General features: G+C 69.5%; 15 protein-coding genes. 9 read left to right on the plus strand and 6 right to left on the minus strand.

Annotated features, from left to right (window positions below):
- Positions 1-33: 33 nt before the first annotated feature.
- Positions 34-8,283: a fibronectin type III domain-containing protein gene (locus tag R8G01_21135; protein ID MDW3216510.1), complete on the minus strand. Its 8,250-nt coding sequence runs from the start codon at positions 8,281-8,283 to the stop codon at positions 34-36.
- A gap of 96 nt (positions 8,284-8,379) precedes the next feature.
- Positions 8,380-9,753, minus strand: coding sequence for an MFS transporter (locus R8G01_21140; GenBank protein ID MDW3216511.1), 1,374 nt, complete (start codon positions 9,751-9,753; stop codon positions 8,380-8,382).
- A gap of 98 nt (positions 9,754-9,851) precedes the next feature.
- Here R8G01_21140 and R8G01_21145 point away from each other — a divergent pair, with 98 nt between their 5' ends.
- From R8G01_21145 to R8G01_21185, 9 genes are all read left to right on the plus strand, one after another.
- Positions 9,852-10,622: an IclR family transcriptional regulator gene (locus tag R8G01_21145; protein ID MDW3216512.1), complete on the plus strand. Its 771-nt coding sequence runs from the start codon at positions 9,852-9,854 to the stop codon at positions 10,620-10,622.
- Positions 10,623-10,753: 131 nt separating this feature from the next.
- The gene (locus R8G01_21150) at positions 10,754-11,476 is read left to right on the plus strand and encodes a corrinoid protein (protein ID MDW3216513.1); all 723 of its coding nucleotides are present in this window, start codon (positions 10,754-10,756) and stop codon (positions 11,474-11,476) included.
- On the plus strand, positions 11,473-12,078 hold the full coding sequence (locus tag R8G01_21155) for a DUF1638 domain-containing protein (GenBank protein ID MDW3216514.1): 606 nt from the start codon (positions 11,473-11,475) through the stop codon (positions 12,076-12,078). Before R8G01_21150 ends, R8G01_21155 begins: the two co-directional genes overlap by 4 nt.
- On the plus strand, positions 12,078-12,515 hold the full coding sequence (locus R8G01_21160; GenBank protein MDW3216515.1) for a virulence factor: 438 nt from the start codon (positions 12,078-12,080) through the stop codon (positions 12,513-12,515). The genes R8G01_21155 and R8G01_21160 overlap by 1 nt, the downstream gene beginning before the upstream one ends.
- A complete protein-coding gene (locus R8G01_21165) occupies positions 12,512-13,417 on the plus strand; it encodes a dihydropteroate synthase (protein ID MDW3216516.1) in 906 nt (301 codons plus the stop codon). The genes R8G01_21160 and R8G01_21165 overlap by 4 nt, the downstream gene beginning before the upstream one ends.
- Positions 13,418-13,421: 4 nt before the next feature.
- A complete protein-coding gene (locus R8G01_21170) occupies positions 13,422-15,443 on the plus strand; it encodes an ASKHA domain-containing protein (GenBank protein ID MDW3216517.1) in 2,022 nt (673 codons plus the stop codon).
- Complete coding sequence (locus R8G01_21175; protein ID MDW3216518.1) at positions 15,440-16,996, plus strand: trimethylamine methyltransferase family protein; 1,557 nt, start codon at positions 15,440-15,442, stop codon at positions 16,994-16,996. Before R8G01_21170 ends, R8G01_21175 begins: the two co-directional genes overlap by 4 nt.
- A 13-nt stretch (positions 16,997-17,009) precedes the next feature.
- On the plus strand, positions 17,010-17,957 hold the full coding sequence (locus R8G01_21180) for a hypothetical protein (GenBank protein ID MDW3216519.1): 948 nt from the start codon (positions 17,010-17,012) through the stop codon (positions 17,955-17,957).
- The gene (locus R8G01_21185) at positions 17,954-19,252 is read left to right on the plus strand and encodes an FAD-dependent oxidoreductase (protein MDW3216520.1); all 1,299 of its coding nucleotides are present in this window, start codon (positions 17,954-17,956) and stop codon (positions 19,250-19,252) included. Before R8G01_21180 ends, R8G01_21185 begins: the two co-directional genes overlap by 4 nt.
- On the opposite strand, the gene R8G01_21190 is transcribed toward R8G01_21185, so the two are convergent.
- From R8G01_21190 to R8G01_21205, 4 genes are read right to left on the minus strand one after another with little or no spacing between them, the layout of a single operon-like run.
- Entirely contained in the window at positions 19,242-19,463 is a 222-nt protein-coding gene (locus R8G01_21190) for a hypothetical protein (GenBank protein MDW3216521.1), read from the minus strand. The two genes, R8G01_21185 and R8G01_21190, sit on opposite strands and share 11 nt — an antisense overlap.
- Before the next feature lie 17 nt (positions 19,464-19,480).
- Entirely contained in the window at positions 19,481-20,392 is a 912-nt protein-coding gene (locus R8G01_21195; protein MDW3216522.1) for an ABC transporter permease, read from the minus strand.
- 1 nt (position 20,393) lies between these two features.
- Positions 20,394-21,386: an ABC transporter permease gene (locus R8G01_21200; GenBank protein MDW3216523.1), complete on the minus strand. Its 993-nt coding sequence runs from the start codon at positions 21,384-21,386 to the stop codon at positions 20,394-20,396.
- 34 nt (positions 21,387-21,420) lie between these two features.
- Entirely contained in the window at positions 21,421-23,184 is a 1,764-nt protein-coding gene (locus R8G01_21205) for a peptide ABC transporter substrate-binding protein (protein ID MDW3216524.1), read from the minus strand.
- Between the last annotated feature and the right edge of the window lie 61 nt (positions 23,185-23,245).

Here is a 23,245-nt window from a genome sequence, read left to right on the forward strand (position 1 = left end):
CTGCCCGCGGCTCGTCGAACCGGTTCGGTCGGCTCAGCCCCCGATCTCGCGGAAGACGCCCTCGACGTCGACCACGATGTGGGCCGCGATGCTCGAGAACACGCACACCCTGCCCTCGCCGTCCACCCGGACGGTCACATGGTTGCTGGCCGTCTGGTCGGCTCGATGGAAGTTCACGTTCGAGGCGAGCGGCAGGTCGGCGTCACACGGGAAGACCGTGAGGAAGCCCGGGCCGGCGGTCTCGGTGGCGACGACGTTGAGGGCGGCGGCAGCCACGCCGTCGGCGATGTGGTACTCACGGGTCTCACCCGCAGCCAGTTTTCCGTCGGGGCGGGTGTCGGCCACCCGACCAGCCACGACCGACTCGAAGTCGAGCGAGCCGGTCGGCTCGAACGTGGCGTCGAGGTCGACGACCACGTGCGCCGCGGTGAGTGAATAGATGCACACGGTGCCGTCGTCGCCCGGCTCCACGAACACCTCGTTGCTCACCGTCTGATCGGCCATGAAGTTGAGGTTGGAGGCGAGCGGAAGATCGTCGCCACACGGGAACACCGTGAAGAAGCCGGGACCTTCGGTCTCGGTGGCGGCGATGTTGAGCACGACGACCGTGGCCGACGACGATGCCTTGTTCTTGCCGACGACGTCGACCACGCGGGTCTCGCCGGCGCCGAGCTTGTTGCCCGGGCGGGTGTCGACCAGACGGGTCGCTGTGCGGGGCACGATGCGGCTGTCGTTGGACGGGCTGTAGAAGCCCTGGACGTCGATGATCGCATCGGTGTCGACGAGACTGTAGAGGCAGATGTCCGATCCGGCCGTGAACGGGACGTCGACGACGTTCGCACGCGTCTCGCCCGTCGTGTAGTTGGTGGCCGAGGCGAGCGGGCGATCGACCCCACACGGGTACACCGTGATGAAGCCGGGTGCGCTGGGTTCGGTGACCGTCAGGTTCACCGTCAACGTCGTCGCGTCGGCGCCGACCAGGCCGGCGGGAACCTCGACCCGGTACTCGGTGTCGGCGACCAATCGGCCGGGCACTTCGCGGGTATCGAGGATCCGGGTGGCGTCGACCGCCGTGTATCCGCCGCCGTCGGCTTCACCGTCGGTGTCGGAGAACGAACCCGACCAGTCGACGAAGACGTGCTCGACGGTGGTCACCGGCGAGTCGTCCCACGCCGTGCCCGACACGCTGATCGTGTGCGAACCCGGTGTGATGTCGTCGGGCAGCTCGACGACTGCACGGTACGTGCCGTCGCTGCCGACCTTGACCTTGGAAGCGCCGAGCGGGCTGCCGTCGAGCTCGATCGTCACGAACGAACCAGGCAGGAGGCCGGCGCCGTCGACGGTCACGGACCCACCGGCCGCCGGGCGGCTGGTGTCGATCTCGATCGTGAGACCGATCTCGGCGTCGGGTGCGACGTCGTAGCGAGTCGTCGAGCTGAACGGGGCGCGCGTGCCGTCACCGGGTTGCGTGGCCGTGACCGTGCATCGGCCGCTGCCGACGATCACGAGGTTGCCGCCGCTGATGACGCAGACCGAGGACGGACCCGCGGTGTACGTGACCGGCAGACCTTCGGAGGTCGTCGGCGGCAGCGGGAAGGGCATGCCCACGTCGGGGACGCCACCGAGCACAGGGAGCGTGACCACCTGGGCGATGCGGGACACGACGAACGTGTCGGTCGCCTCGGCCGGGAGGAACTCGGCGGTGCCGGCCTGCGTGGCCGTGACCTCGCAGGTACCCGTTCCGTGGAGCGCCAGTGACGCGCCGGTCACCGAGCACACGCCGGCCGGACCGGCGACGTACGTCAGCGGCCGACCGTCGATGACGGGGGAGAGGGCAATCGGGCCGTCGGCCAGCGTCACATCGTCGAGCGACAGCAGCACCGTCTGGGCGCTGCGGGTGAGCTCGAAGATCTGATACGCCGGCGTCGCGGCTCCGACGTTGATGGTGCCGGTCTGTGATGCGACCAGGATGCACTCGCCGGCGGCGTCGAACGTGACCATGCCGGCGTCGATCGAGCAGATGCCGTCGCTCGACTCATCGACCGTGATCGTCACCGTCAGGTCGGCCGACGACTCGGCAGCGGGGACGTAGGTGTGGCCGACGAGCGCCGGGTCCGGTGCGCTGGTCGTGAAGCCGACGGTCTGATCGAGCTGGGCGATCGTCACCTCGGTCGTGTCGGCGATCGTCGGTTCGTAGTTGACGGCGTCGTCGCCACTCAACAGCTCACCGTCGACCACGATGTCGACCTCCTTGTCGATGCCGGCGTCGGCGTCGGCCATCTCTCCGGACACGCTGGCCGAAACGGCCGCCACGTCGTCACCTTCGATGACGCCATCGAGATCGAGCGTCAACTCGACGTCGACCGTGCCGTCGTAGTCGCGGTCGACCGCGGTCACGAGCACGTCGATCGGCTTGGGCTCGATCGTGAGGGTCACCGTCTCCGAGGCCTCGAGTGTTTCGTCGGCGGACACGGTCGTCATCTGGTACGTGCCGACATCGGTGGGCGGGGTCGACGAGCTCGGATAGACGGTGCCGTCGATGCCGACGAACGTCCGGGTCACTACGAGGTCGGCCGGGTAGGTGGTCGCCTCGACCTCGACCGGCTCGCCGGTGTAGGTCGGGGTGAGGTCGTCGGTCACGATCGATGCGTCGGTTGTGAAGGTCACGACGGCGCCGTAGACCGTCGCATTCGATGTGGTGGCGACGGCACGCATCGAGTACTCGGTGCCCGGCGTCAGGTCGGCGACCGTGGCGCTGATCGCCTCATCGCTCCCCGTGACCGGGTCGGGGGTGCCGGCGACGGACTCCGACGACACGGTGCCGAGATCGGCGGCGTCGGCGGCGTACTCGAACGAGGGGGTCGCCGATCCGCCGTTGGCGTCGACGGTGCCGGACAGGTCGGCGGCGCTCGTGGTCACGCCGCCGGCAGGGCCGGTGGAGACGGTCGGCGGGGCGATCGTGGCGAACGCCCCGGTGCCTGCTGCAGAGACCGCAGCGACCCGCAGGGAGTACGTCGTCGCGGCCGACGGCAACTCGAACGACGCCGAGTTGGCGGATGAACCGGATGCCAGCGTGGTCCACGAGGAGCCGTCGCCCGAGAACTGCACGAGGTAGCTCGAGGTGGAGTGGCTGCCGGTCGAGCCGGCGGTCCAGGACAGATCGGCATCGCTGCCGTCGACGACGACGCCGAGTGCGGTCGGTGCCGACGGGAGCGTCGAGCCGACGATCGCGGTGGTGCGAGGAGTGCTGCGCGGGCCGGTACCGGCTCCGTTGGTGGCCTCGACCGTGAAGTAGTACGTGCCGTTGCCGAGGCCGGACAGGGTCAGGCTGGTGCCTGTCGGCTGATAGCTGGCGATGATCGAGCCTTCGTTCAACGCGCTCCAGCGGATCACGTTGTAGCTGGTGATCGGGCTGCCGTTGGCGGCAGCGGGATCCCACTCGAGGAGCACGTTGCCGGCGCCGGGAGTGGCGCGGAACCCGAGGATCGCACCCGGCAGGCCGTACGGCGTGGCCGACACGGTGGCCGACGGCGTACCGCCGCCCACCACGTTGACGGCGCGGAGTTCGACGTCGTACTCGGTGCCGTTGGTGAGACCGGTGATCGTCGTCGGCGACGACGTGCCGGCCGTGTTCTTCCACGCACCGCCGTCGAGTCGGTACTGGTAGCCGGTGACCGCCGAGCCGCCGTTCGATCCGGGTGCCGTGAAGGCCACCTGCAGGAAGCCGGTGCCGGGGGTGATGCCGGTGATCGTCGGCGCGCTGGGGGCCGCGAGTGGCGTCGTCGACGCCAACGGCGAGTTGGTGCCGGTGCCGGCGGGGTTCTTGGCGGCGACCCGGAAGAAGTAGTTGGTGGCGTTCGTGAGCCCGGTCACCGTGGCGCTGGTCGCGGCGCTCGTGCCGTCGGCGAACGTGGTGAACGGTCCACCGGCGCTCGTCGCGAACTGCACCACGTAGTCGGTTATGGCTTCTCCACCGTTCGAGGCCGGGGCGGTCCAGCTGAGCGCCGCCGAGCCCGGGCCGCTGTTGGCGATGAGCGCGGTCGGTGCGCCGGGCAGGCCGTACGGTGTGGCGAGCACGATGTCGGACGGGTCACTCGTGCCGCCGGGGCCGGTCGCACGGATGCGCACCGAGTACTCGACGCCGGTGGAGAGGCCCGGGACGGGGAACGGGCTCGAACCGCTGGCTGCCGACACCCAGGCGCCGCCATCGAGCTGGTACTCGTAGTTCGACACCGGGCGGCCGCCGTCGTCGACCAGGTCGACGACGACACTCAGCGAGGTGGCCGCCGACGTGATCGAGCCGATCTGCACGCTCGGGACACCCAGCGGGATCGCCACGGCACGTGGTGCGCTGGCGGCGCCGGCGCCGGCCTCGTTCTCGGCGACGACGTCCGCGTAGACGGTCACACCGTTGGTGAGGCCGGTGACGACGCAGGAGAGGTCGCCGGTGGTGGTGCAGGTTCCGATCGGCGAGCCGCCGGTCGCCTGCTCGAACAAGCGGACGGTGTAGCCGCTGATCGCGGCGCCGCCGTTGTCGGCGGGTGCCGACCACGTGACCGAGGCCTGACCGGACGCACCGGTGGCGGCAGCGGCGGTCGGGGCGCCGGGCACGGTGCGTGCCGTGCCGCTGACGACCGGGGTCTCGGGGCTGGCGCCGACGGCGTTCCGGGTGCGGATCTCGACGTCGTAGGTGGTGCCGTTGTCGAGGCCCGGGATGTTGAACGGGCTGTTCAGCGAACCGGCGTCGACCCAGTCGCCGCCGTCGAGTCGGTACTCGACCGCGGTGATCGGCGAGCCGCCGTCGTTGCCGGCGACGAATGAGATCACGAGCGCCGAGTCGGCACCGGTCACCGTCAGGCCGGTCGGCATCGACGGGTTGCCGCGGGGAGCGGCGAGCCGGCTCTCGCTGGCGCCGCCCGGACCGGCAGCGTTGACCGCACGGATCTGGACGTCGTAGATGGTGCCGTTGACCAGCGGTGCGTCGTCGCTGCTCTGCGAGTCGATCGCGAGGGGTGAGGCGGTGCTGCCACTGGCGCGCTCGCGCCAGGTCTGGCCACCGTCGGTCGAGTACTCGTACCCGGTGATCGGGGAGCCGCCGTCGTCGCCGGCCACGAAGGCGACATCGAGCGTCTGGTCACCCGAGGTGATCTCGTCGAGCGTCGGTGCGCCCGGCGTGGTGAAGACGTCGATCACCGCGGGTGCCGACGGGTCGCTTTCACCGACGCCGTTGACGGCGCGCAGTTCGAGCGAGTAGCTGGTCGCGTTGGTCAATCCCGTGACGACGAACTCGCTGGCGAGGGTATCGGTGTCGACCCACGGGCCCCCGTCGAGACGGTATTCGTATCGGAGGATGGCGGAGCCGCCGTTGGCCGGCGGGGCGAACCGGACGTTCGCCTGTCCGTTGCCGCCCTCGGCAGCGATGACGACGGGAGCGTCGGGGGCCGTGGTCGGGATCCCGGTGGCGACCGCTGACGCGCTGCCCGGGCCGGCGGCGTTCACGGCACGGAGCTCGACCGGGTAGGTCGCGCCGCCGGTGAGCGGCGTGACGCCGTCGGAGGATTCGGTGGTGATGACGAGCGGGCTCTCCACGGTGTCGCCGTCGTCACGGTTGCGCCAGGTCTCGCCGGCGTCGGTGGAGTACTGGTAGGTGAGGATCGCACTGCCGCCGTCGAACTTGGGAGCGATGAACGTCGCGGTCAGCGAGCCGGTGCCCCCGGCGACCGTGTCGCCGTCGATGACCGGTGCGCTCGGAACCGTGCGTGGGGTGGCGGTGGCGGTCGCCGACGGCGGACTGAAGCCGACGACGTTGACGGCGCGGAGTCGGACGTCGTACGAGGTGCCGTTGGTCAGGCCGGCGATCGTCAGGGGGCTGGTGGCCGCCGGTGCGTGCGTCACCCAGTTCGAGCCGTCGTCGATCGAGTATTCGTAGTTGGTGATCGGCGACCCGCCGTTGGCGGGAGCGGCGAACGTGACCACCAGCGCGCTGTCGGCCGGTGTGACGATGATCGCCGGTGCCACGGGGGTGCCCTTCGCGGTCACGGACGACGTGTTCGACGGTCCGCTGGCTCCGGCGTCGTTGACGACGCGGAGCTGGATCGGGTACGTGACGCCGCCGGTCAGCCCGCTGACGGTCAGCGGGCTGGAGGTCGAGGCCGGGTCCCGGGTGATCCAGGTCTCGCCACCGTCGATGGAGTACTCGACGTTGGTGATCGGGCTGCCGCCCGTGGCGCCGACCGAGAAGGTGACGCTGACCGCACCCGTGTTGAGCGCCACAGCGGAGATCGAGGGAGGGGAGGGGACGGTGCGCGGCGTGGCCGACGCGGTGTCGGCTGCGTCGCCGATGCCGGCAGCGTTGACGGCGCGGACGCTGATGTCGTAGCTGGTGGCGTTGGTGAGACCGAAGACGGTGAACGCTTCAGCGAGGGAGCCGGTCGAGATCCAGGCGCCGCCGTCGAGCTGGTACTGCCACGCGGTGACGGCGCTGCCGCCGTCGAAGCCGGGGGTGATGCCCACGGTGAGCGAACCGTCGCCTGGGGTGATGTCGATCGCAGGTGCGGACGGGGTCGTGTACGGCGTGGCCGACACCGGCGCCGACCACGGGCCGGTGCCGGCTGCGTTGACCGCACCGATCCGCACGAAGTAGGTGGTTCCGTTGGTGAGGCCGGTGATCTGATGGGTGGTGTCGAGGGAGACGCCGTCGACGACCGTGGTGTACGCACCGTCGATCGAGGTCGCCCACTGGATGACGTAGTCGGTCACGGCCGAGCCGTTGTTCCCGGCAGGAGCGATCCAGCTCGCGTCGATCGTCCCGTCGCCGGCGCTGAGCAGTGTGCCGGTCGGTTCCTGCGGCACGTCGATCGGTGTGACGGTCACCGCAGGGCTCGAGGGGAGGCTCGGACCGATGTCGTTGATCGCTCGGATCTCGACCGAGTACGTGGTGCCGTTGGTGAGGCCGGTGATCGTCATGCGATCCTCGTCGACCGATCCGGTCTGCCAGGCTCCGCCGTCGAGGCGGTACTCGTACGAGTTGATGTCGATGTCGCTGTCGCCCGGTGTGAAGTCGATGTACGCGCCGCCGCCGAATGCGGTGGCGTCGTCGATCGTGGGCTGGTCGGGGACGTCGCTCGGCACGATGCCGACGACCGTCGTCGCCGAGGAACCGGAGCCGACGCTGTTGATCGCGGTGACGCGGAGGAAGTAGCTGACGCCGTTCGTGAGCCCGGTGACCTCGGTCGAGGTGGACGTCGAGACGCCGTCGTCGAAGATGGTGAACGGGCCGCCGGCGCTGGTGCCGTATTCGACGCGATAGTCGGTGATCGGGGACGAACCCGGTGCCGACGGGGTGTCCCACGCGAGCTGGACGGCGTTGGTGGCCGACGTGCCCGCGAGGTTCAGCGGGGCGCTCGGCGCGCCGTCGCTGTAGGTGATCGTCAGCGAACCGTGGGCACTGTTGCCGGCGTAGTAGCTGTAGTTGGCGCTGAGGCCGGGCAGCCCGGCCGTTGCGTTGGCACCGGGGAAGCCGCCGAAACCGAAGTATTCGGTCGCACTCGCTCCGCCGTACTGGATGGTGCCGCGGTCGCCGCCGACGGCACCGCCGCCGCCGGCGCCGGACGCACCACCGTCGCAGGAGGCCACGGTGCAGGCGTCAGCGGTGTTCCAGCCGGGGCGGCCGGTGGTCGAGACGAGGTCGGGTCGTGCTGTGTGCGTGGGCTCGGCCCGCCGACCGACGATCGGGGCGAACTGACCGTTGCCGCCGTTGCCGCCGGCACCGCCGGCGACGATCGGTGTGCCGTCGACGATCAGCACCGTGGCGGCACCACTGCCGCCACCTGCGCCCGACGAACCGGCGTTGCCGGCGTTGCCGCCGCGTGAGCCGTCGTAGCCCTCGAGGGGGTTCAGACCGGGCGAACCGCCGCCGGTGTTGTTCACGCTCGACGCGCCGGTTCCGCCACCGCCGCCGACCGCCACGGTGATCTCCTGGCCGGGGGTCACCGCGATCGTGCCCGTCACGACACCCTGGTAGCCGCCGGGTGTCGGCGACCCCTGGGAGTCACCGCCGCCGCGACCGCCCTGGGCGCCCTGGAGCGTGACCTCGATCGAGGTCACACCATCCGGCACGGTGAAGGTCTGTGTCGAGCCGGTGTAGCCGAATGTGTTCGTGATCGTCGACGCGGCGTCGACCGTGGCGGCCGTCGGCAGCGTGATCACGCCGGCGACGGCGAGCATGAATGCCTGCGTCAACGCGACGCGAGAACGTTTGGCGGAGGTTCGGAGTCTGAGCACGGTGTTCGATCGGCACCGCCAGACAAAAACTTGAGGCTGATAACACCCTCTGTTATCGAACTTCGCACCAGGCTCACCCGATGGGGTGATCTGGGATCAGTCGGCGACGCTGGTCGGTACGGTGTCGTCGGCCGGCGGGGCGGTCAGGAGATCGGAGCCCGGGAGTGGAACCCGTCGATTTCTCGTCTCGCGGATGCGGCGGCCCATCCCCACGGCGGTCGCCGGGAGGTAGAAGACCCGGCCGGCGAGCGCGACCTCGTTCCACGGCTTGGCCCGCAACGGAGCGCGAATCCTGATGATGCGGTAGAGGAGGTAGCTGCCGATCGTCGCGTGCACGATGACGACGGTCCACGCGAAGCCGCTGTTGCCGACCGCCGCCATGATCACCGAGGCGAGGAAGGGCCCGCAGAAGGCGCCGGCGCCGAACAGCACCACCAGCTGTGACGCTGCCGCGGTGAGCTTCTCGGTCGGCACCCAGTCGGTCGTGTAGGCGCCGGCGATCGAGTACAGCGGGTAGGTGGTGCCGCCGATCAGCACCATGGCGATCACGCTCGGCAGCGAACCGACGTCGGAGGCCACCAGCAGGACCGCCGCCCCGGCGGCGATGAAGGCGGCGAGCGCCCCGACGGCGCGACGGTCGATGTCGTCGGAGGCTGCAGCGATGGGGACCTGGAGCAGCAGACTGCCCAGCGTCGGCAACGCCACGAACAGTCCGATCCGGCCCTCGGTCAGCCCCCCGCGGGTCGCGTACACCGCCGCCAGCCCGAGGAACGAGCCGTGGGCGACGCCGACCAGCACGGAGGTGATCACGCCGGTCGGCACGATGGTGAACAACTCTCGCAGCGACATCCGTTCGGGGATGCCGACGAGCGGTGGCGCTGCCTCGGCCGACAGCGCGACCGGTGCGACGGCCAGCGACGTGACGATCGCAGCGATGCCGAACACGGTGAGCGTGTTGGGATCGACGAGTCCGACGCTCACCTGGCCGAGTCCGTAGGCGACGATCGTGACGAGTGAGTACAAGCTCAGGATCCGGCCGCGGTTGGCGTTGGTGACGAGTTGGTTGAGCCACGATTCGGCGACGACGTACTGACCGGCGAGGCAGGCACCCGAGACGAACCGGAGCGCGATCCAGGCGTACGGCGTGACGACCATGCCGGTGACGAGCACGGCCGCAGCCAACATGGAGGCGAGGGCCGCGTAGACACGGATGTGACCCACGGAGCCGAGGAGCCGGAGGGTGACACGTGATCCGGCGAGGAACCCCAGGTAGTAGGCCGCGGTCACGAGACCGATCAACACGGTCGGGAAGCCCTCGGTCTCGCTGCGGATGCCGGTGACGGTGGCGAACAGGCCGGCACCGGTCAGCATCAGCCCCAGCCCGACGAACAGCGCCCAGGTCGCCCACGCGATCGAGTTCGTCAGCGGGCCGCCCGTATCGGTCGTGTCGTCGGAGTGCGCCGTGTGCACGGGCGAGACGCTACCGCTTGGCACCTGGCGGTCGACGGGATCAGTTGTGATTTCGTTCCGCATTGTGGAATGCTTCGAGACGAAGGAGTTGGTAGGGAATGTCGACGGTGCAATCGGTCGAGCGCGCATTTGCGGTGCTCCAATGTCTGGCGAGCGGTCCGGCGGGGGTGTCCGACGTCGCCGAACGGACCTCACTGCCGAAGAGCACCGTGTCGAGGTTGCTCGGCACACTCGTCGAGCTCGGCGCGGTCGAACAGAGTGAGGCGCTCGGGGTGTACTCGCTCGGTGAGCTCCTCATCGACCTGTCGTCGGCGGCCAGTCCGGGGCGCAACCTGACCGCGCACGCACGGCCGCACCTCGTCGAGCTCGTGCAGCAGATCGACGAGGCGGCCGGCCTGGGCGTGCTCGACGGCCCGACGGTCTACTACCTCGATCAGGTCGACGGCGACCACCAGGTCCAGGTTCGTGACTGGACCGGCGAGAGCGTTGACGCCCACGTGGTTTCGGCCGGTCTCGTGCTGTTGGCGTTCTCGCCGCCGGAGGTGCAGGACGACTACCTGGCGCGCCCGCTCGAGGCGTGGACCGACCAGACGGTCACCGATCCGGGTCTGATCCGACAGCGCCTCGAAGACATCCGCCGGGCTGGGTTCGCGTGGGTCTTCGAGGAGATGTCGGAAGGGCTCAACTCGGTGGCGGCGCCGGTGTTCAACCCGGCCGGCTCGGTGATCGCGTCGATCTCGGCGCACGGGCCGTCGTACCGGTTCCCGGCGCCGGGTGCGTCGGCGTCGGTCGCCGCGTTCGTGATCGAAGCCGCGGGTCGGGTGACCGATCGACTCGCCGGTCGCCATCACCCGGCGACGGCGCGCTGACCCGACGCCCGCACGGCGATGGCGGGCCTCGGCTCGAGGTGGTGACGTGGCGCTCGGCGTCTGGTACCGTTCCACAATGCGGTCGCGTTCCGCATCATGGATACTGCAAGCTTGGATGACCGGGGGGCCACGTGAGCGACGAGAACGACGACATCGACCTGGCGGCCCTTCCGGACGACGAACTCGTCCAGCAGATGCACGACGACCTGTACGACGGTCTCGCCGACGAGATCGTCGAGGGCACGTCGATCCTGCTCGACCGCGGCTGGGGCGCCGACAAGGTCCTCAACGACGCGCTCGTCGAAGGCATGCGGATCGTCGGCATCGACTTCCGCGACGGCATCCTGTTCGTTCCCGAGGTCTTGCTCGCGGCCAACGCCATGAAGGCGGGAATGGAACTGCTCCGGCCGCTCCTGGCCGAGACCGGCGCCGAATCGGTCGGGAAGATCGTGATCGGCACCGTCAAGGGCGACATCCACGACATCGGCAAGAACCTGACCGCGATGATGATGGAGGGCGCGGGCTTCGAGGTCGTCGATCTCGGTATCAACTGCGACGTCGACAAGTACCTCGCAGCGCTCGAGGAGCACCAGCCCGACATCCTCGGCATGTCGGCGCTGCTCACGACCACGATGCCGTACATGAAGGTCGTCATCGACACGCTCGACGAAAAGCAGCTGCGGTCGAAGTACATCGTGCTCGTCGGCGGCGCGCCGCTCAACGAGGAGTTCGGGGAGGCCGTCGGAGCCGACGGGTACTGCCGTGACGCCGCCGTCGCTGCGGAGATGGCCAGAGCGTTGGTCTCGGCCCGTCGCCTGAGGACGGCCGAGCCTGCGGGACCGTCGGTGCAGTGACCGGTCCGCTCGTGTTGGCGTGTGGTGCGCTGGTGCGCGAGCTGCGCGCCGTGCTCCGCCACGACGGGCTTGCCGACCGGCTCGATGTCGACTACCTGCCGGCGCCGTTGCACAATCGGCCCGAACGAATCGTGCCGGCGATCGAGGCCCGGTTGGCCGACGTTCCGCGCGAGCGTCCGGTGTTCCTCGGCTACGCCGACTGTGGAACCGGCGGCATGCTCGACACCTGGATCGCCTCGTGCGGTCGGGTGATCTCGCGCCTCCCGGGTGCCCACTGCTACGAGTTCTTCGCCGGCGTCGACCGCTTCGACGAACTCCAAGCCGAAGAGATCGGCACGTTCTTCCTCACCGACTTCCTCGCCAGGAACTTCGACGCCCTCGTCTGGCAGGGACTGCGCATCGACCGGCATCCCGAGTTGCTCGACCTCTACTTCGGCAACTATCGGCGTGTGTTGCTGCTCTCGCAGGCCGACGACCCGGTCGTGGTCGACGCGGGCAAGGCGGCCGCCGCACGACTCGGGCTCGAGTTCGCGCACGTCCACACCGGGCTCGGCCCGTTCGGCGAATCGGTCCGGGTCGAACTCCGGGCGGTGGGTGCCTGATGGCCCGCCGCGGCGAGGCGTCCCAGGTCGTCACGATCTTCTGGCGCGACATCCCCGCCCAGGTCAACGGCCAGTCGGGTCGCGACCGGCATCAGGTCGTGCTGTCCAACAAGTTCCAGCGGGCGATCGATCGAGCGAAGCGCAAGGCGCAGATCTACACCGCCGACGAAGACATCGCCCAGTGGCGGCGGGAGAGCTCGCCGTGTCGAGGCGACGCGGCTGCCGCCGCGGACGCCGAGGCCGCGCGTCTGGAGCGGGAGACGACTCGCGAATACCTCGGTCGGCTCGCGTACGCCGGCGGATTCGCCGCCGACGTCGACGGCGAGGTCGGCGAGGTCGGTCGGCGCGAGCTGCTCGCGCTCGAAGAGCTCGACGACGATCCCGACCGATCGCCCGGTGTCGACACCGCGGCGGTCACCGACCAGGAGGCGACATGACCGACACCGTGGTGAGTTCCGCGACGCGAGAGGTCGTCATCGGGTTCGACCGGCCGTTCGTGATGATCGGCGAACGGATCAACCCGACCGGGCGAAAGCTGCTGGCGGCCGAGATGAAGGACGGCGACTTCTCCCGGGTCGAGGCCGATGCGATCGCCCAGGTCGAAGCGGGCGCACACATGCTCGACGTCAACGCCGGGATCCCGCTCGCCGACGAACCCGCCCTCCTGGCACGAGCGATCGAGCTCGTCCAGCGCGTCACCGACGTTCCGCTCTCGATCGACTCGTCGATCATCGAGGCGCTCGAGGCCGGGCTCGCGGTCTACCAGGGCAAGCCGCTGGTCAACTCTGTCACCGGCGAGGACGAGGTGCTCGAACGGGTGCTGCCGCTCGTCGCTCGGTACGGCGCAGCGGTGGTGGCGATCTCCAACGACGAGACCGGGATCTCCGAGGACCCCGACGTGCGGTTCGCCGTCGCCGAGAAGATCGTGCACCGCGCGGCCGATCACGGCATCCCGGCCTCCGACATCGTCGTCGACCCGCTGGTGATGCCGATCGGGGCGATGGGCGCGGCCGGACAGCAGGCGTTCCGGCTGCTGCGGCGGCTTCGCGAGGAGCTCGAGGTGAACACCACCTGCGGTGCGTCGAACGTCAGCTTCGGGCTGCCGAACCGGCACGTGATCACCGGGACGTTCCTGTCGATGGCGATCGCGTCGGGCATGACCTCGGCGATCATGAACCCGCTCCATCCCGAGGTGAAGTCGGCGGTGATGGCCGCCGACGTGCTGATGGGCACCGATCGCGACTGCGGGGCGTGGATCCGTGCCAACCGTGATCCCGACGCGCCGGCCGGCGGGCGCGGCGCACGCGAGGGCCGGCGCCGCCGGCGTCCGGCGGAGTGACACGATGGCCGCCGGCGAGCACCAGGTCGTCTTCACGCCCTCGGGTCTGAGCGGACTCGTCGAGCACGGCACGACCGTCCTCGAGGCCGCCAGACTGCTCGGCGCCGACCTCGACACGGTGTGCGGCGGACGCGGCATCTGTGGCCGTTGTCAGGTGATGCCCAGCATCGGCACGTTCGCCAAATGGGGCGTCACCGTCACCTCCGATGCGCTCGGGCCACCGACGGCGATCGAGACGTCGTACCACGGTGCGCGTCCCTTCGCCGAGGGCCACCGGCTCGGGTGCGCTGCAACGATCCGTGCCGACGTCGTCGTCGACGTCCCGGCCACCAGCCAGGTGCACCGCCAGGTCGTCCGCAAGGACCTCGACCTGCCACCGGTCACGATCGACCCGTCGTTCACGCTGTGGTACGTCGAGGTGCCCAAGCCCGAACTGGGCGACGAGGCCAGCGCCGCCGGTTCGCTGTCGCTGGCGGTCGCCGAGCAGCACGGCCGATCGGCGCCGTTCGTCCCCTTCGGTTCGCTGGCGGCGCTCCAGCCGGTGCTCGCACGCGCCGGGGGACAGGTGACGGTCGCGATCGACGAGCTCGACTGGGTCGTGGCCATCTGGCCGGGTTTCGTCGACCGAGCACTCGGCGTCGCCGTCGACATCGGTTCGACCACGATCGCCGGCCACCTGTGCGACGTGACGACCGGTGAGGTCCTGGCGTCGGCGGGGCGGATGAACCCCCAGATCCGATACGGCGAAGACCTGATGAGCCGGGTGTCGTACGTGATGATGAACCCGGGCGGCGACCGCGAGTTGACCGTCGCGGTCCGCACCGCGCTCGACGGTCTGATCGGCGACCTGGTCGACCAGGTCGAGAGCTTCCGCGAGGACGTGCTCGAGATCGTGCTCGTCGGGAATCCGATCATGCACCACGTGCTGCTCGGGATCGATCCGACCCCGCTCGGGCAGGCTCCGTTCACGTTGGCGACCAACCGGGCGATCACGACCCGCGCGGCCGACCTCGATCTGCTCGCGCCCAACGCCCGCTGCTACGTCGGACCGTGCATCGCCGGTCACGTCGGCGCCGACACGGCGGCGGCGATCCTCGCCGAGGGCCCGCACCGGTCCGACGGCATGCAGCTCCTCGTCGACATCGGCACCAACGCCGAGATCGTGCTCGGCAACAGTGTTCGCCAGTTCGCTGCGTCGAGCCCGACCGGGCCGGCGTTCGAGGGTGCGCAGATCAGCTGCGGTCAGCGGGCGACGGCGGGGGCGATCGAGGGGGTGCGGATCGATCCCGTCACGCTCGAACCGCGACTCAAGGTGATCGGCATCGAGGTGTGGAGCGACGACTCGTCATTCGATGCGTTCGCCACCACGACGGGGATCTCGGGGATCTGTGGTTCGGGCATCATCGACGTCGTCGCCGAGATGTACCTGGCCGGCATCGTCGACCGCGACGGCGTGATCCGGGGCGAGCTGGCCGAGCGCACGGACCGCGTCGTGACCGACGGGCGGACGTTCTCGTACGTGCTCCACGGCGGGAGCGGCGCTGCCGATCGGGTCGCCGTCACCCAGAACGACATCCGCGCGATCCAACTCGCCAAGGCGGCACTCCGGGCGGGCATCGACCTGCTGATCGAGCGCGCCGGCCGCCCTGAGGTCGTCGACATCCGGCTCGCCGGAGCGTTCGGTGCCCACATCGACCCGCTCCGGGCGATGGTGTTGGGCCTGGTGCCCGACTGCCCGCTCGACTCGGTGCGTGCGGTCGGCAACGCCGCGGGCACCGGGGCGGTCCAGGCCCTGCTCTCGCGGACGCTGCGGGCCGAGATGGAACACGCGGTGCGCGAGGTGGTCAAGATCGAGACCGCGACCGAGCCCCGCTTCCAGGAGCTGTTCGTGTCGGCGATGGCGTTCCCCCACGCGACGGCGTCGATGCCGAACGTGAGCGCCGTCGTGCAGTTGCCCCAACCGATCGAAGCCGGCGCCGCCGGCGACCGCGGCCGTCGACGACGGCGAGGAGGAACCGTCCGATGAGTGACGACACGGCACCCACGCCCAGCCGCAGCGGTCGTCGGGGAGGCGGCCGCGAGGCCCGCCGAACTCTCCGCGCCGGTGGGGTGACCGATGCGGCAGCGTTCCTGACCCGCACGATGCGGCCGTTCGAACTCGTGTCCGACGAGGGCATGGAGCTGCTCGAACACAACGCCGACACGATCCTCGAACAGGTCGGGGTCGAGATCCGTGACTACCCGTCGGCGCTCGAACGGTTCGCCGACGCCGGTGCCGACGTCACCGGGACGCGGGTCCGGTTCCCACGTGGGATGTGCCGGCAGATCGTCCGGGCGTCGACGCCGGCGGTCTACACGCAGCACGGCCGCAACCCCGAACGCAACGTGCAGATCGGCGGCGACGCCACCGTGTTCGCCCCGAACTACGGATCGCCGTTCGTTCACGATCTCGACCAGGGTCGGCGCTACGCCACGATCGCCGACTTCGAGAACTTCGTGAAGCTCAGCTACGTGTCGCCGTACCTGCATCACAGCGGCGGGACCGTGTGCGAGCCGGTCGACGTGCCCGTCAGCAAACGGCACCTCGACATGGTGTACGCCCATCTGCGGTACAGCGACAAGCCGTTCATGGGGTCGGTCACCGCGGGTGAACGGGCGGCCGATTCCGTGGAGATGGCGCGCATCGCCTTCGGCGGCGACCTGCAGGATCGAACGGTGATGACCAGCCTGATCAACGCCTCGTCGCCGTTGATCTGGGACGGCTCGATGCTCGAAGCGGCCGAGGTCTACGCCGCCGCCAACCAGGCGTGCATCATCACCCCGTTCATACTGGCGGGAGCCATGTCGCCGGCGACGTCGGCCGGGGTCGCGGCACAGACCCTGGCCGAGGCGTTGGCGGGCATCACCTTCACCCAGCTCGTGCGTCCGGGAGCACCGGTCGTGCTCGGCTCGTTCGCCAGCTCGATGTCGATGCAGTCGGGGGCACCGACGTTCGGGACCCCCGAACCGGCCGTGGTCCTGTACACGGTGGCTCAGCTCGCCCGTCGACTCGGGGTGCCGTTCCGGTCCGGCGGCTCGCTCTGCGCTTCGAAGCTGCCGGATGCCCAGGCCGCGTACGAGTCGGCATCGACGTTGCTGCCGACCGTGATGGGCGGTGTCAACTTCGTGCTGCACGCGGCCGGTTGGCTCGAGGGTGGGTTGGCGATCGGCTACGAGAAGTTCGTGCTCGACTGCGATCAACTCGGCGGCATGGCGACGTTCGTGAAGGGGCTCGACCTGTCGCCGAACGGACAGGCGATCGACGCGATCCTCGAACACGAGCCGGGTGAGCACTTCCTCGGCACCGCCCACACCCTCGCCAACTTCGAGAGCGCGTTCTACCGATCGACCACCGCCGACAACAACAGTTTCGAGCAGTGGTCGGAGGAGGGCGGTCTCGACGCCGCACAGCGGGCCAACGCCGTCTGGAAGGAGCAGCTCGCGTCGTACACGGCACCGCCGATCGACGACGCCGTCGACGAGCAACTCCGCGAGTACGTCGATCGACGCAAGGCCGAACTGCCGGACGCGTTCGCGTGATGACGGGCCGACGATGATCAGCCTCTTGAAGAAGATCCTCCCGTTCGATCTCGCCGGTTCGAGCGACCCGCTCGACGCGACCGACGTGGTCGACGTGATCGAAGCCGCCGATCCCGACCTGCGCGACGCCATGCGTGACCTGGTCGAGCACCTCCACTACGAGATCGTGCCGATGGCGTCGATCGACGAGGCGATAGAGGCGCTGCCGGACGGCTCGCGCGTGTCGGTCACCTGCTCGCCCGTGAAGGGCATCATGGCGACCCGCGAGTACACCGAACGTCTGCTGACGCTCGGGCACCGACCCATCCCCCACGTCGCCGCCCGTCTCGTCGCCGGTCCGGACGAGACACGCGAGCTCGCTCGCTGGGTCCGCGACTGCGGGCTGTCGGAGGTGTTCGTGATCGCCGGTGACGCTCCCGAACCGGCCGGGCCGTACGACGGTGCGCTGCCGTTCATGCGTGACTTCCTCGCCGCCGACCCCGGTGTCGGGCGGATCGGCGTCACCGGCTATCCCGATGGACACGCACTGATCGACGACGCCGATCTGCACATGCAGCTGCGGGCGAAGCAGTCCCTGCTCGCCGAGTTCGGCGTCGGCGGCTGGATCTCGACGCAGATGTGCTTCGATGACGGGATGGTGCGTGACTGGATCGACCGGGAACGTTCGGCCGGCATCACGCTGCCGATCAGACTCGGTGTGCCCGGTGTCGTCGACCGGGCGCGGCTGATGAAGATGGGGACCCGCCTCGGGATCGGCGCCTCGATGCGGTTCCTCGCCAAGAACCGGTCGACCGTGATGCATCTGATGGCCCCTGGCGGTTTCGACCCGACCGACCACGTGGTGGCGTTCGCCGACGATGCGGACGCACTCGGCATCGAAGCCCTGCACGTCTTCACGTTCAACTCGGTGGCCGACACGCGGGTGTGGCAGGAGGCGATCGTCGAGGGGGCCGCGACATGAGCGAGTACGGCGCGATCGTGATCGGCGCCGGCGTGATCGGGTCGTCGGTCGCGCTCGAGTTGGCGCGCGGTGGCCGTTCGGTCGTCGTGATCGACAAGGGTCCCGGAGCAGGTGCCGGTTCGACCAGCGCATCGTCGGCGATCATCCGCTTCAGCTACTCGACACGCGACGCGATCCTGACCGCCTACGAGGCAGCCGCGATGTGGCACGACTGGGCCGGCCATCTCGGCATGTCCGATCCCGACGGCATGTGCCGCTTCATCCCCACCGGCAACCTGATCCTGCGCACGACCGGCTACGACGGGGTCCGCATGATGGAGCTCTGGGACGAGTTTGGGATCGAGCACGAGGATCTCGACGCCGACGCACTCGCCGGCCGATTTCCCTGGCTCGACACCGGCAAGTACCACCCACCGAAGCGGATCGACGATCCCGCCTTCGCCGACGCTGCCGACGGGCGTCTGAGCGCGATCCTCAGCCCCGACGCCGGCTTCATCGACGACCCGATGCTCGCCGCGAAGAACCTCGCGTACGCGGCCCGCCGGCACGGAGCCGAGTTCCGGTTCCGGACCGAGGTCGTCTCGATCGATCGCAGCGGTGACGAGGTCGCCGGTGTCACGCTGTCGGACGGTTCGTCGATCACGTCGCCGATCGTGGTCAACGTCGCCGGCCCGCACTCGAGCTCGATCAACCGGATGGCGGGCGTGACCGACGACATGACGATCGGCCACCGAGCGCTCCGTCAGGAGGTGTTCGCCGCGCCGGCGCCGTCGGGTGCCCGGCTCGAGGACGGCGCACCGCTGGTCGCCGATCTCGACGTCGGCCAGTACTTCCGGCCGCAGCCCGGCGGCACCGTGCTGATCGGCGGTACCGAACCCGAGTGTGACGAACTGCACTGGGTCGACGATCCCGACACCAACTCCGATCACCCGACCGTCGAGGTGTTCGAGCGGTACATGATGCGGTTCGCCCGGCGGGTTCCGGACTTCGGGGTACCGAGTCGACCCTCGGGGATCGCCTCGCTGTACGACGCATCCGACGACTGGGTGCCGATCTACGACCGGTCGTCGCTCGACGGGTACTTCATGGCCTGTGCGACGAGCGGGAACCAATTCAAGAACGCGCCGATCGCCGGGCAGTTCATGCGCGAGATCATCGACGCCACCATGTCAGGTCACGACCACGACGCCGATCCGGTGCAGTTCACCGGATCGCGCACCGGCCGTACGATCGATCTCGGCGCGTTCTCGCGGCGTCGCGAACGGGCGGTCACGTCCGGCACCGTCATGGGGTGACGGTGTCGCCCGGCGATCGGTCGATGTCGTCGTCCAGGGCGCGCGCGACGTCGGCCGGTGCCCGTGCCGAGGGTGTGCCGGGCAACACGAGGTAGGGCTGGTCGGAGCTGCTGCGGAACGTGCGCAGGCGCGCCGACTTCGGCTCGCGGTCCGGTTGGGGGTCCTCGCACATCGTGTGGAACACGCCGCGCGAGGTCGCCGCGGGGGACACCGCGCAGCACCGGAGCGTCAGCAGATGCGTCGATCGGTGGGATCGAGGGCGTCGCGGAGGCCGTCGCCGACGAAGTTCACACACAGCACCGTGATCAGGATCATCAGACCCGGGAACCAGACCAGCCACGGTGCGGTCTGCACGAAACCCTTGGAACCGGCGAGCATGTTGCCCCACGTTGGCGTCGGTGGCTGGATTCCGAGGCCGAGGAACGACAGCGCCGACTCGAGCAGGATCGCCGCCGCCATCGTGAGGGTGAGGTTGACCACCACCGGCCCGACGGTGCTGGGCAGCACGTGTCGGATCACGATCCGGGTCGGGCCCGCCCCGGTCGCCCGGGCGGCCGTCACGAACTCACGGTCGCGCAGCGACAGCGTCACGCCCCGCACGATCCGAGCGAGGGGCATCCACGTCACCGCGGCGACGAGGAACACCACGGTGACGATCGAGTCGCCGAACACGCGGGCGGCGACGATCAGGAAGATGAGGGCCGGCAACGCCAGCATGAAGTCGGTGAAGCGCATCAGTACGTTGTCGATCCACCCGCCCAGGTAGCCGGCGATCGAACCGACCAGCGTCCCGAACACCCCGCTGACGACGGCCACCCCGAATCCGACCGCCAGCGACACCCGGCCGCCGTACAGGAGCCGAGAGAGTTGGTCACGGCCGAGCGAATCGGTGCCGAGCCAGTGGTCGCCGTCGGGCGACGCGAAGGTGGCCGACAGGTCCTGGTCGGTGGAGCCGTGCGGCGCCAGCAGCGGGGCGAGGGCGCACAGCGCCACGAACACCCCGAGCACGACACCCGACACGACCGCGAGTCGATGTGTGCGATAACGACGCCAGGCCATCGCAGCCTGCCCTTCCGGTGGGCGGGCGAAGCCGCCGTCCACGGGTGCGTCCGAGCGGACGGCATCGATGGGGTGGGCCATCTCAGCCGTACCTGATCCTCGGGTCGAGCACCCCGTACGCCAGGTCGGCGATCAGGTTGAACACGACGACGGCGAATGCGGTGATCATCAGCCACGGGAGGATCACCTGGTAGTCACCGCTCTGCATGGCGTCGAGGAACAGTGGACCCATGCCGGGCCACTGGAACACGGTCTCGGTGATCACGAGCCCGCCGAAGATCGCGCCGACATCTCCGGCGAGTTGCGTGGTGACCGGGATCATCGCGTTCCGCATCGCGTGGTGCGTCACGACGTGGCGCTCGGTCGCTCCCGACGCCTTGGCGGTCCGGATGTAGTCGGTGCCCATGACCTCGATCAGCGACGCTCGCATGTACCGGCTGTAGACGGCGATCAGCTGGACGGCGAGCACGAGCGCGGGCAGCACGAGGTGGCGTGCCCGGTCGACGAGGTCGAAGCCGGTGGTGCCGGGCGATCGGGCGCCCGCGGTGTAGAAGAACGGTCCGTCCAAGGCCAGCCAGTCGACGAGGTACACCCCGAAGAAGAGCTGGAGCATGATCGCGAACCAGAAGTTCGGCATCGAGAGCCCGAAGAACGCCAGACCGGTGCTGCCGTAGTCGAACGCCGAGCCGCGCCGGATCGCCGCGACCGTGCCGATCACGACGCCGATCGCGAAGCTGAACACGATCGCCGTGATGCCGAGCACGGCGGTGTTCCAGAGCGCCCTGCTGAGGATCGGCCACACGTCGCGGTTCGACACGAGCGACGTTCCCAGGTCGCCGCGCACGATGTTGCCCAGCCATCGCAGGTACTGCACGGTGGCGGAGTCGTCGAGTCCGAGCTGCTCGCGGTAGCGCTGGATGTCCTCGGCGGAGACGCGTGGGTTGCTGCGGATGCCCGCCTCGGGGCTCGTCACCGCTCGTGTCGCGGCGAACGACACGACGCTGAGCAGGAACAGGACGGGCACCGAGAAGAGCAACCGGCGGACGGCGTACGCGATCACCGACTCAATCCCCATCGATCGGTGACCGCGTACGCCGCAACCCGTCGCCTCACTCGATCAGGTACCAGTCGTACATGTTCGAGAAACCCCCGTAGGAGCTGGCGGTCCAGTCGCCGATCGGTCCGTCGAGTCGGTCGGACCGCCAGGCGGTGAGATTCGGCAGTTGGTACAGCGGGATCCAGGCCATGTCCGCCCGGGCCTCGGCGCCGATCCGCCGGATCAGGTCGAGGCGTTCGGCCGGGTCGAGCGCCCGGTCGGCCCTGCGGGTCAGGTCGGTGACCGTCGCGCTGTCCCAGGCGATGCTGTTCTGCCCCGAGAACCCGTTCGCCTCGGACGGGATCTGGTCGGCGTCGTACAGCGTCGACACCGACGGGTCCGGGCTCGCCACCTGGGCGTACAGGCCCATGCCGAAGTCGAGGGTCGGCAGACGGTTCTGGAACAGTTCGCCGGCGTCGAGGTTGTTGATCTCGAAGCGAATGCCGAAGTCGGCCACCTGCTCCTGCACGAGCGCCTGCACGTCTTCGCGACGGGAGTTCCCGGCGACCGTGTTCCATTCGATCACCAGCGGTGCACCGTCCCGCTCCCACACGCCATCACCGTTGCGGGCCCACCCGGCGTCGGTGAGGATCTGCTCGGCCCGTTCGAAATCCTGCGTGACATCGGCGAAGTCGTCGCCGCACCAGTCGCCGACGGTCGGCACCCAGCCGGCGCACTGGAGCACCTCGCCGTTCGGGTAGATCGGCTTCATCACCGTGTCGAAGATCTCCTGTCGGTCGATGGCGAAGGCCAGCGCCTCACGGACCGCGAGGTCGGCGAGGATCGGTGACTGCGGTGACCGCTGGTTCGGCCAGAGGCCCTCGAACACGACACCGCCGTCGACGACGACATCGATGCCGTCCTGGTCGAGCCGTTCGTTCACACCGGGTGATGGCTGCGGGAAGATCGCCGCCACCTCGCCGGTCTGGAGCGCGATGATCTCGGTGTCGGTGTCCTCGCGCGGGACGAACGTGACCTGATCGAGCAGCGGGACCCGGTCGGCGTCCCAGTACTCGTCGTTGCGGACCAGCACCGCCTCGTCGGTGCCCCACGACTCCAGCACCCACGGCCCGCCCGACCACGCGATCGCCTCGAGCATCTCGTCGGCGAGATCGGTGGTGTCGCCGAACTCGCCGGACTTGAGCAGGAAGCCGGTACCACCGCCGAACAGGTCGGCCCACGGTGCGTAGGGCTCGCTGAAGGTGAGCACGGCCGTCTTCGGGTCGGAGGCGTCGACGTCGGTGATCAGGTCGACGCCCGACGTCGAGAGCGTGCCGGTCGTGTCGAGGATCGCGCGCCAGGTGAACCGGACGTCGTCCGACGTGATCGGCGTGCCGTCGTTCCAGACTGCGTCGTCGCGGAGGTGGTAGGTGACCGTGAAGGGGTCGGCCGTGATCAGCCCGTTCTCGATGCTGGGCGCCTCTTCGATCACCGGCGATGCCCGGTAGTTCCCGTCGACGTCGAGCTCCATCAGGCGCGGGAGGATGTGGGCGGAGACCGACCACACCAACCACGAGGCGTTCGCGCACGAGGTGATCGGGTTCAGGCAGTCGGGCCATTGCTCGGCGGCGAACACGACGTTCCCGCCTCGATCCTCGGAGGGCGCGTCGGACGGTTCGGCGGCCGTGTCGTCGTCGCTGTCGGCTTCGGCCGTGGCGTCGGGCGCTCCGCTCGACGGTGCGTCGTCGTCACCGCCGCAGGCCGCGGCCATCAGTGCGACCGCTGCGAGCGCTGCGGTGGCTCGCGCGGCGCCGCGAGCGGCCGTGGTCCGTTGCATCTGTTCCCCCTGTGTTCGATGTTCGGGAGGAACACGCAACGCCGGAACGTCGCGGGGGACA

The organism is Ilumatobacteraceae bacterium, from assembly GCA_033344875.1.
Taxonomy (GTDB): Bacteria; Actinomycetota; Acidimicrobiia; order Acidimicrobiales; family Ilumatobacteraceae; genus Ilumatobacter.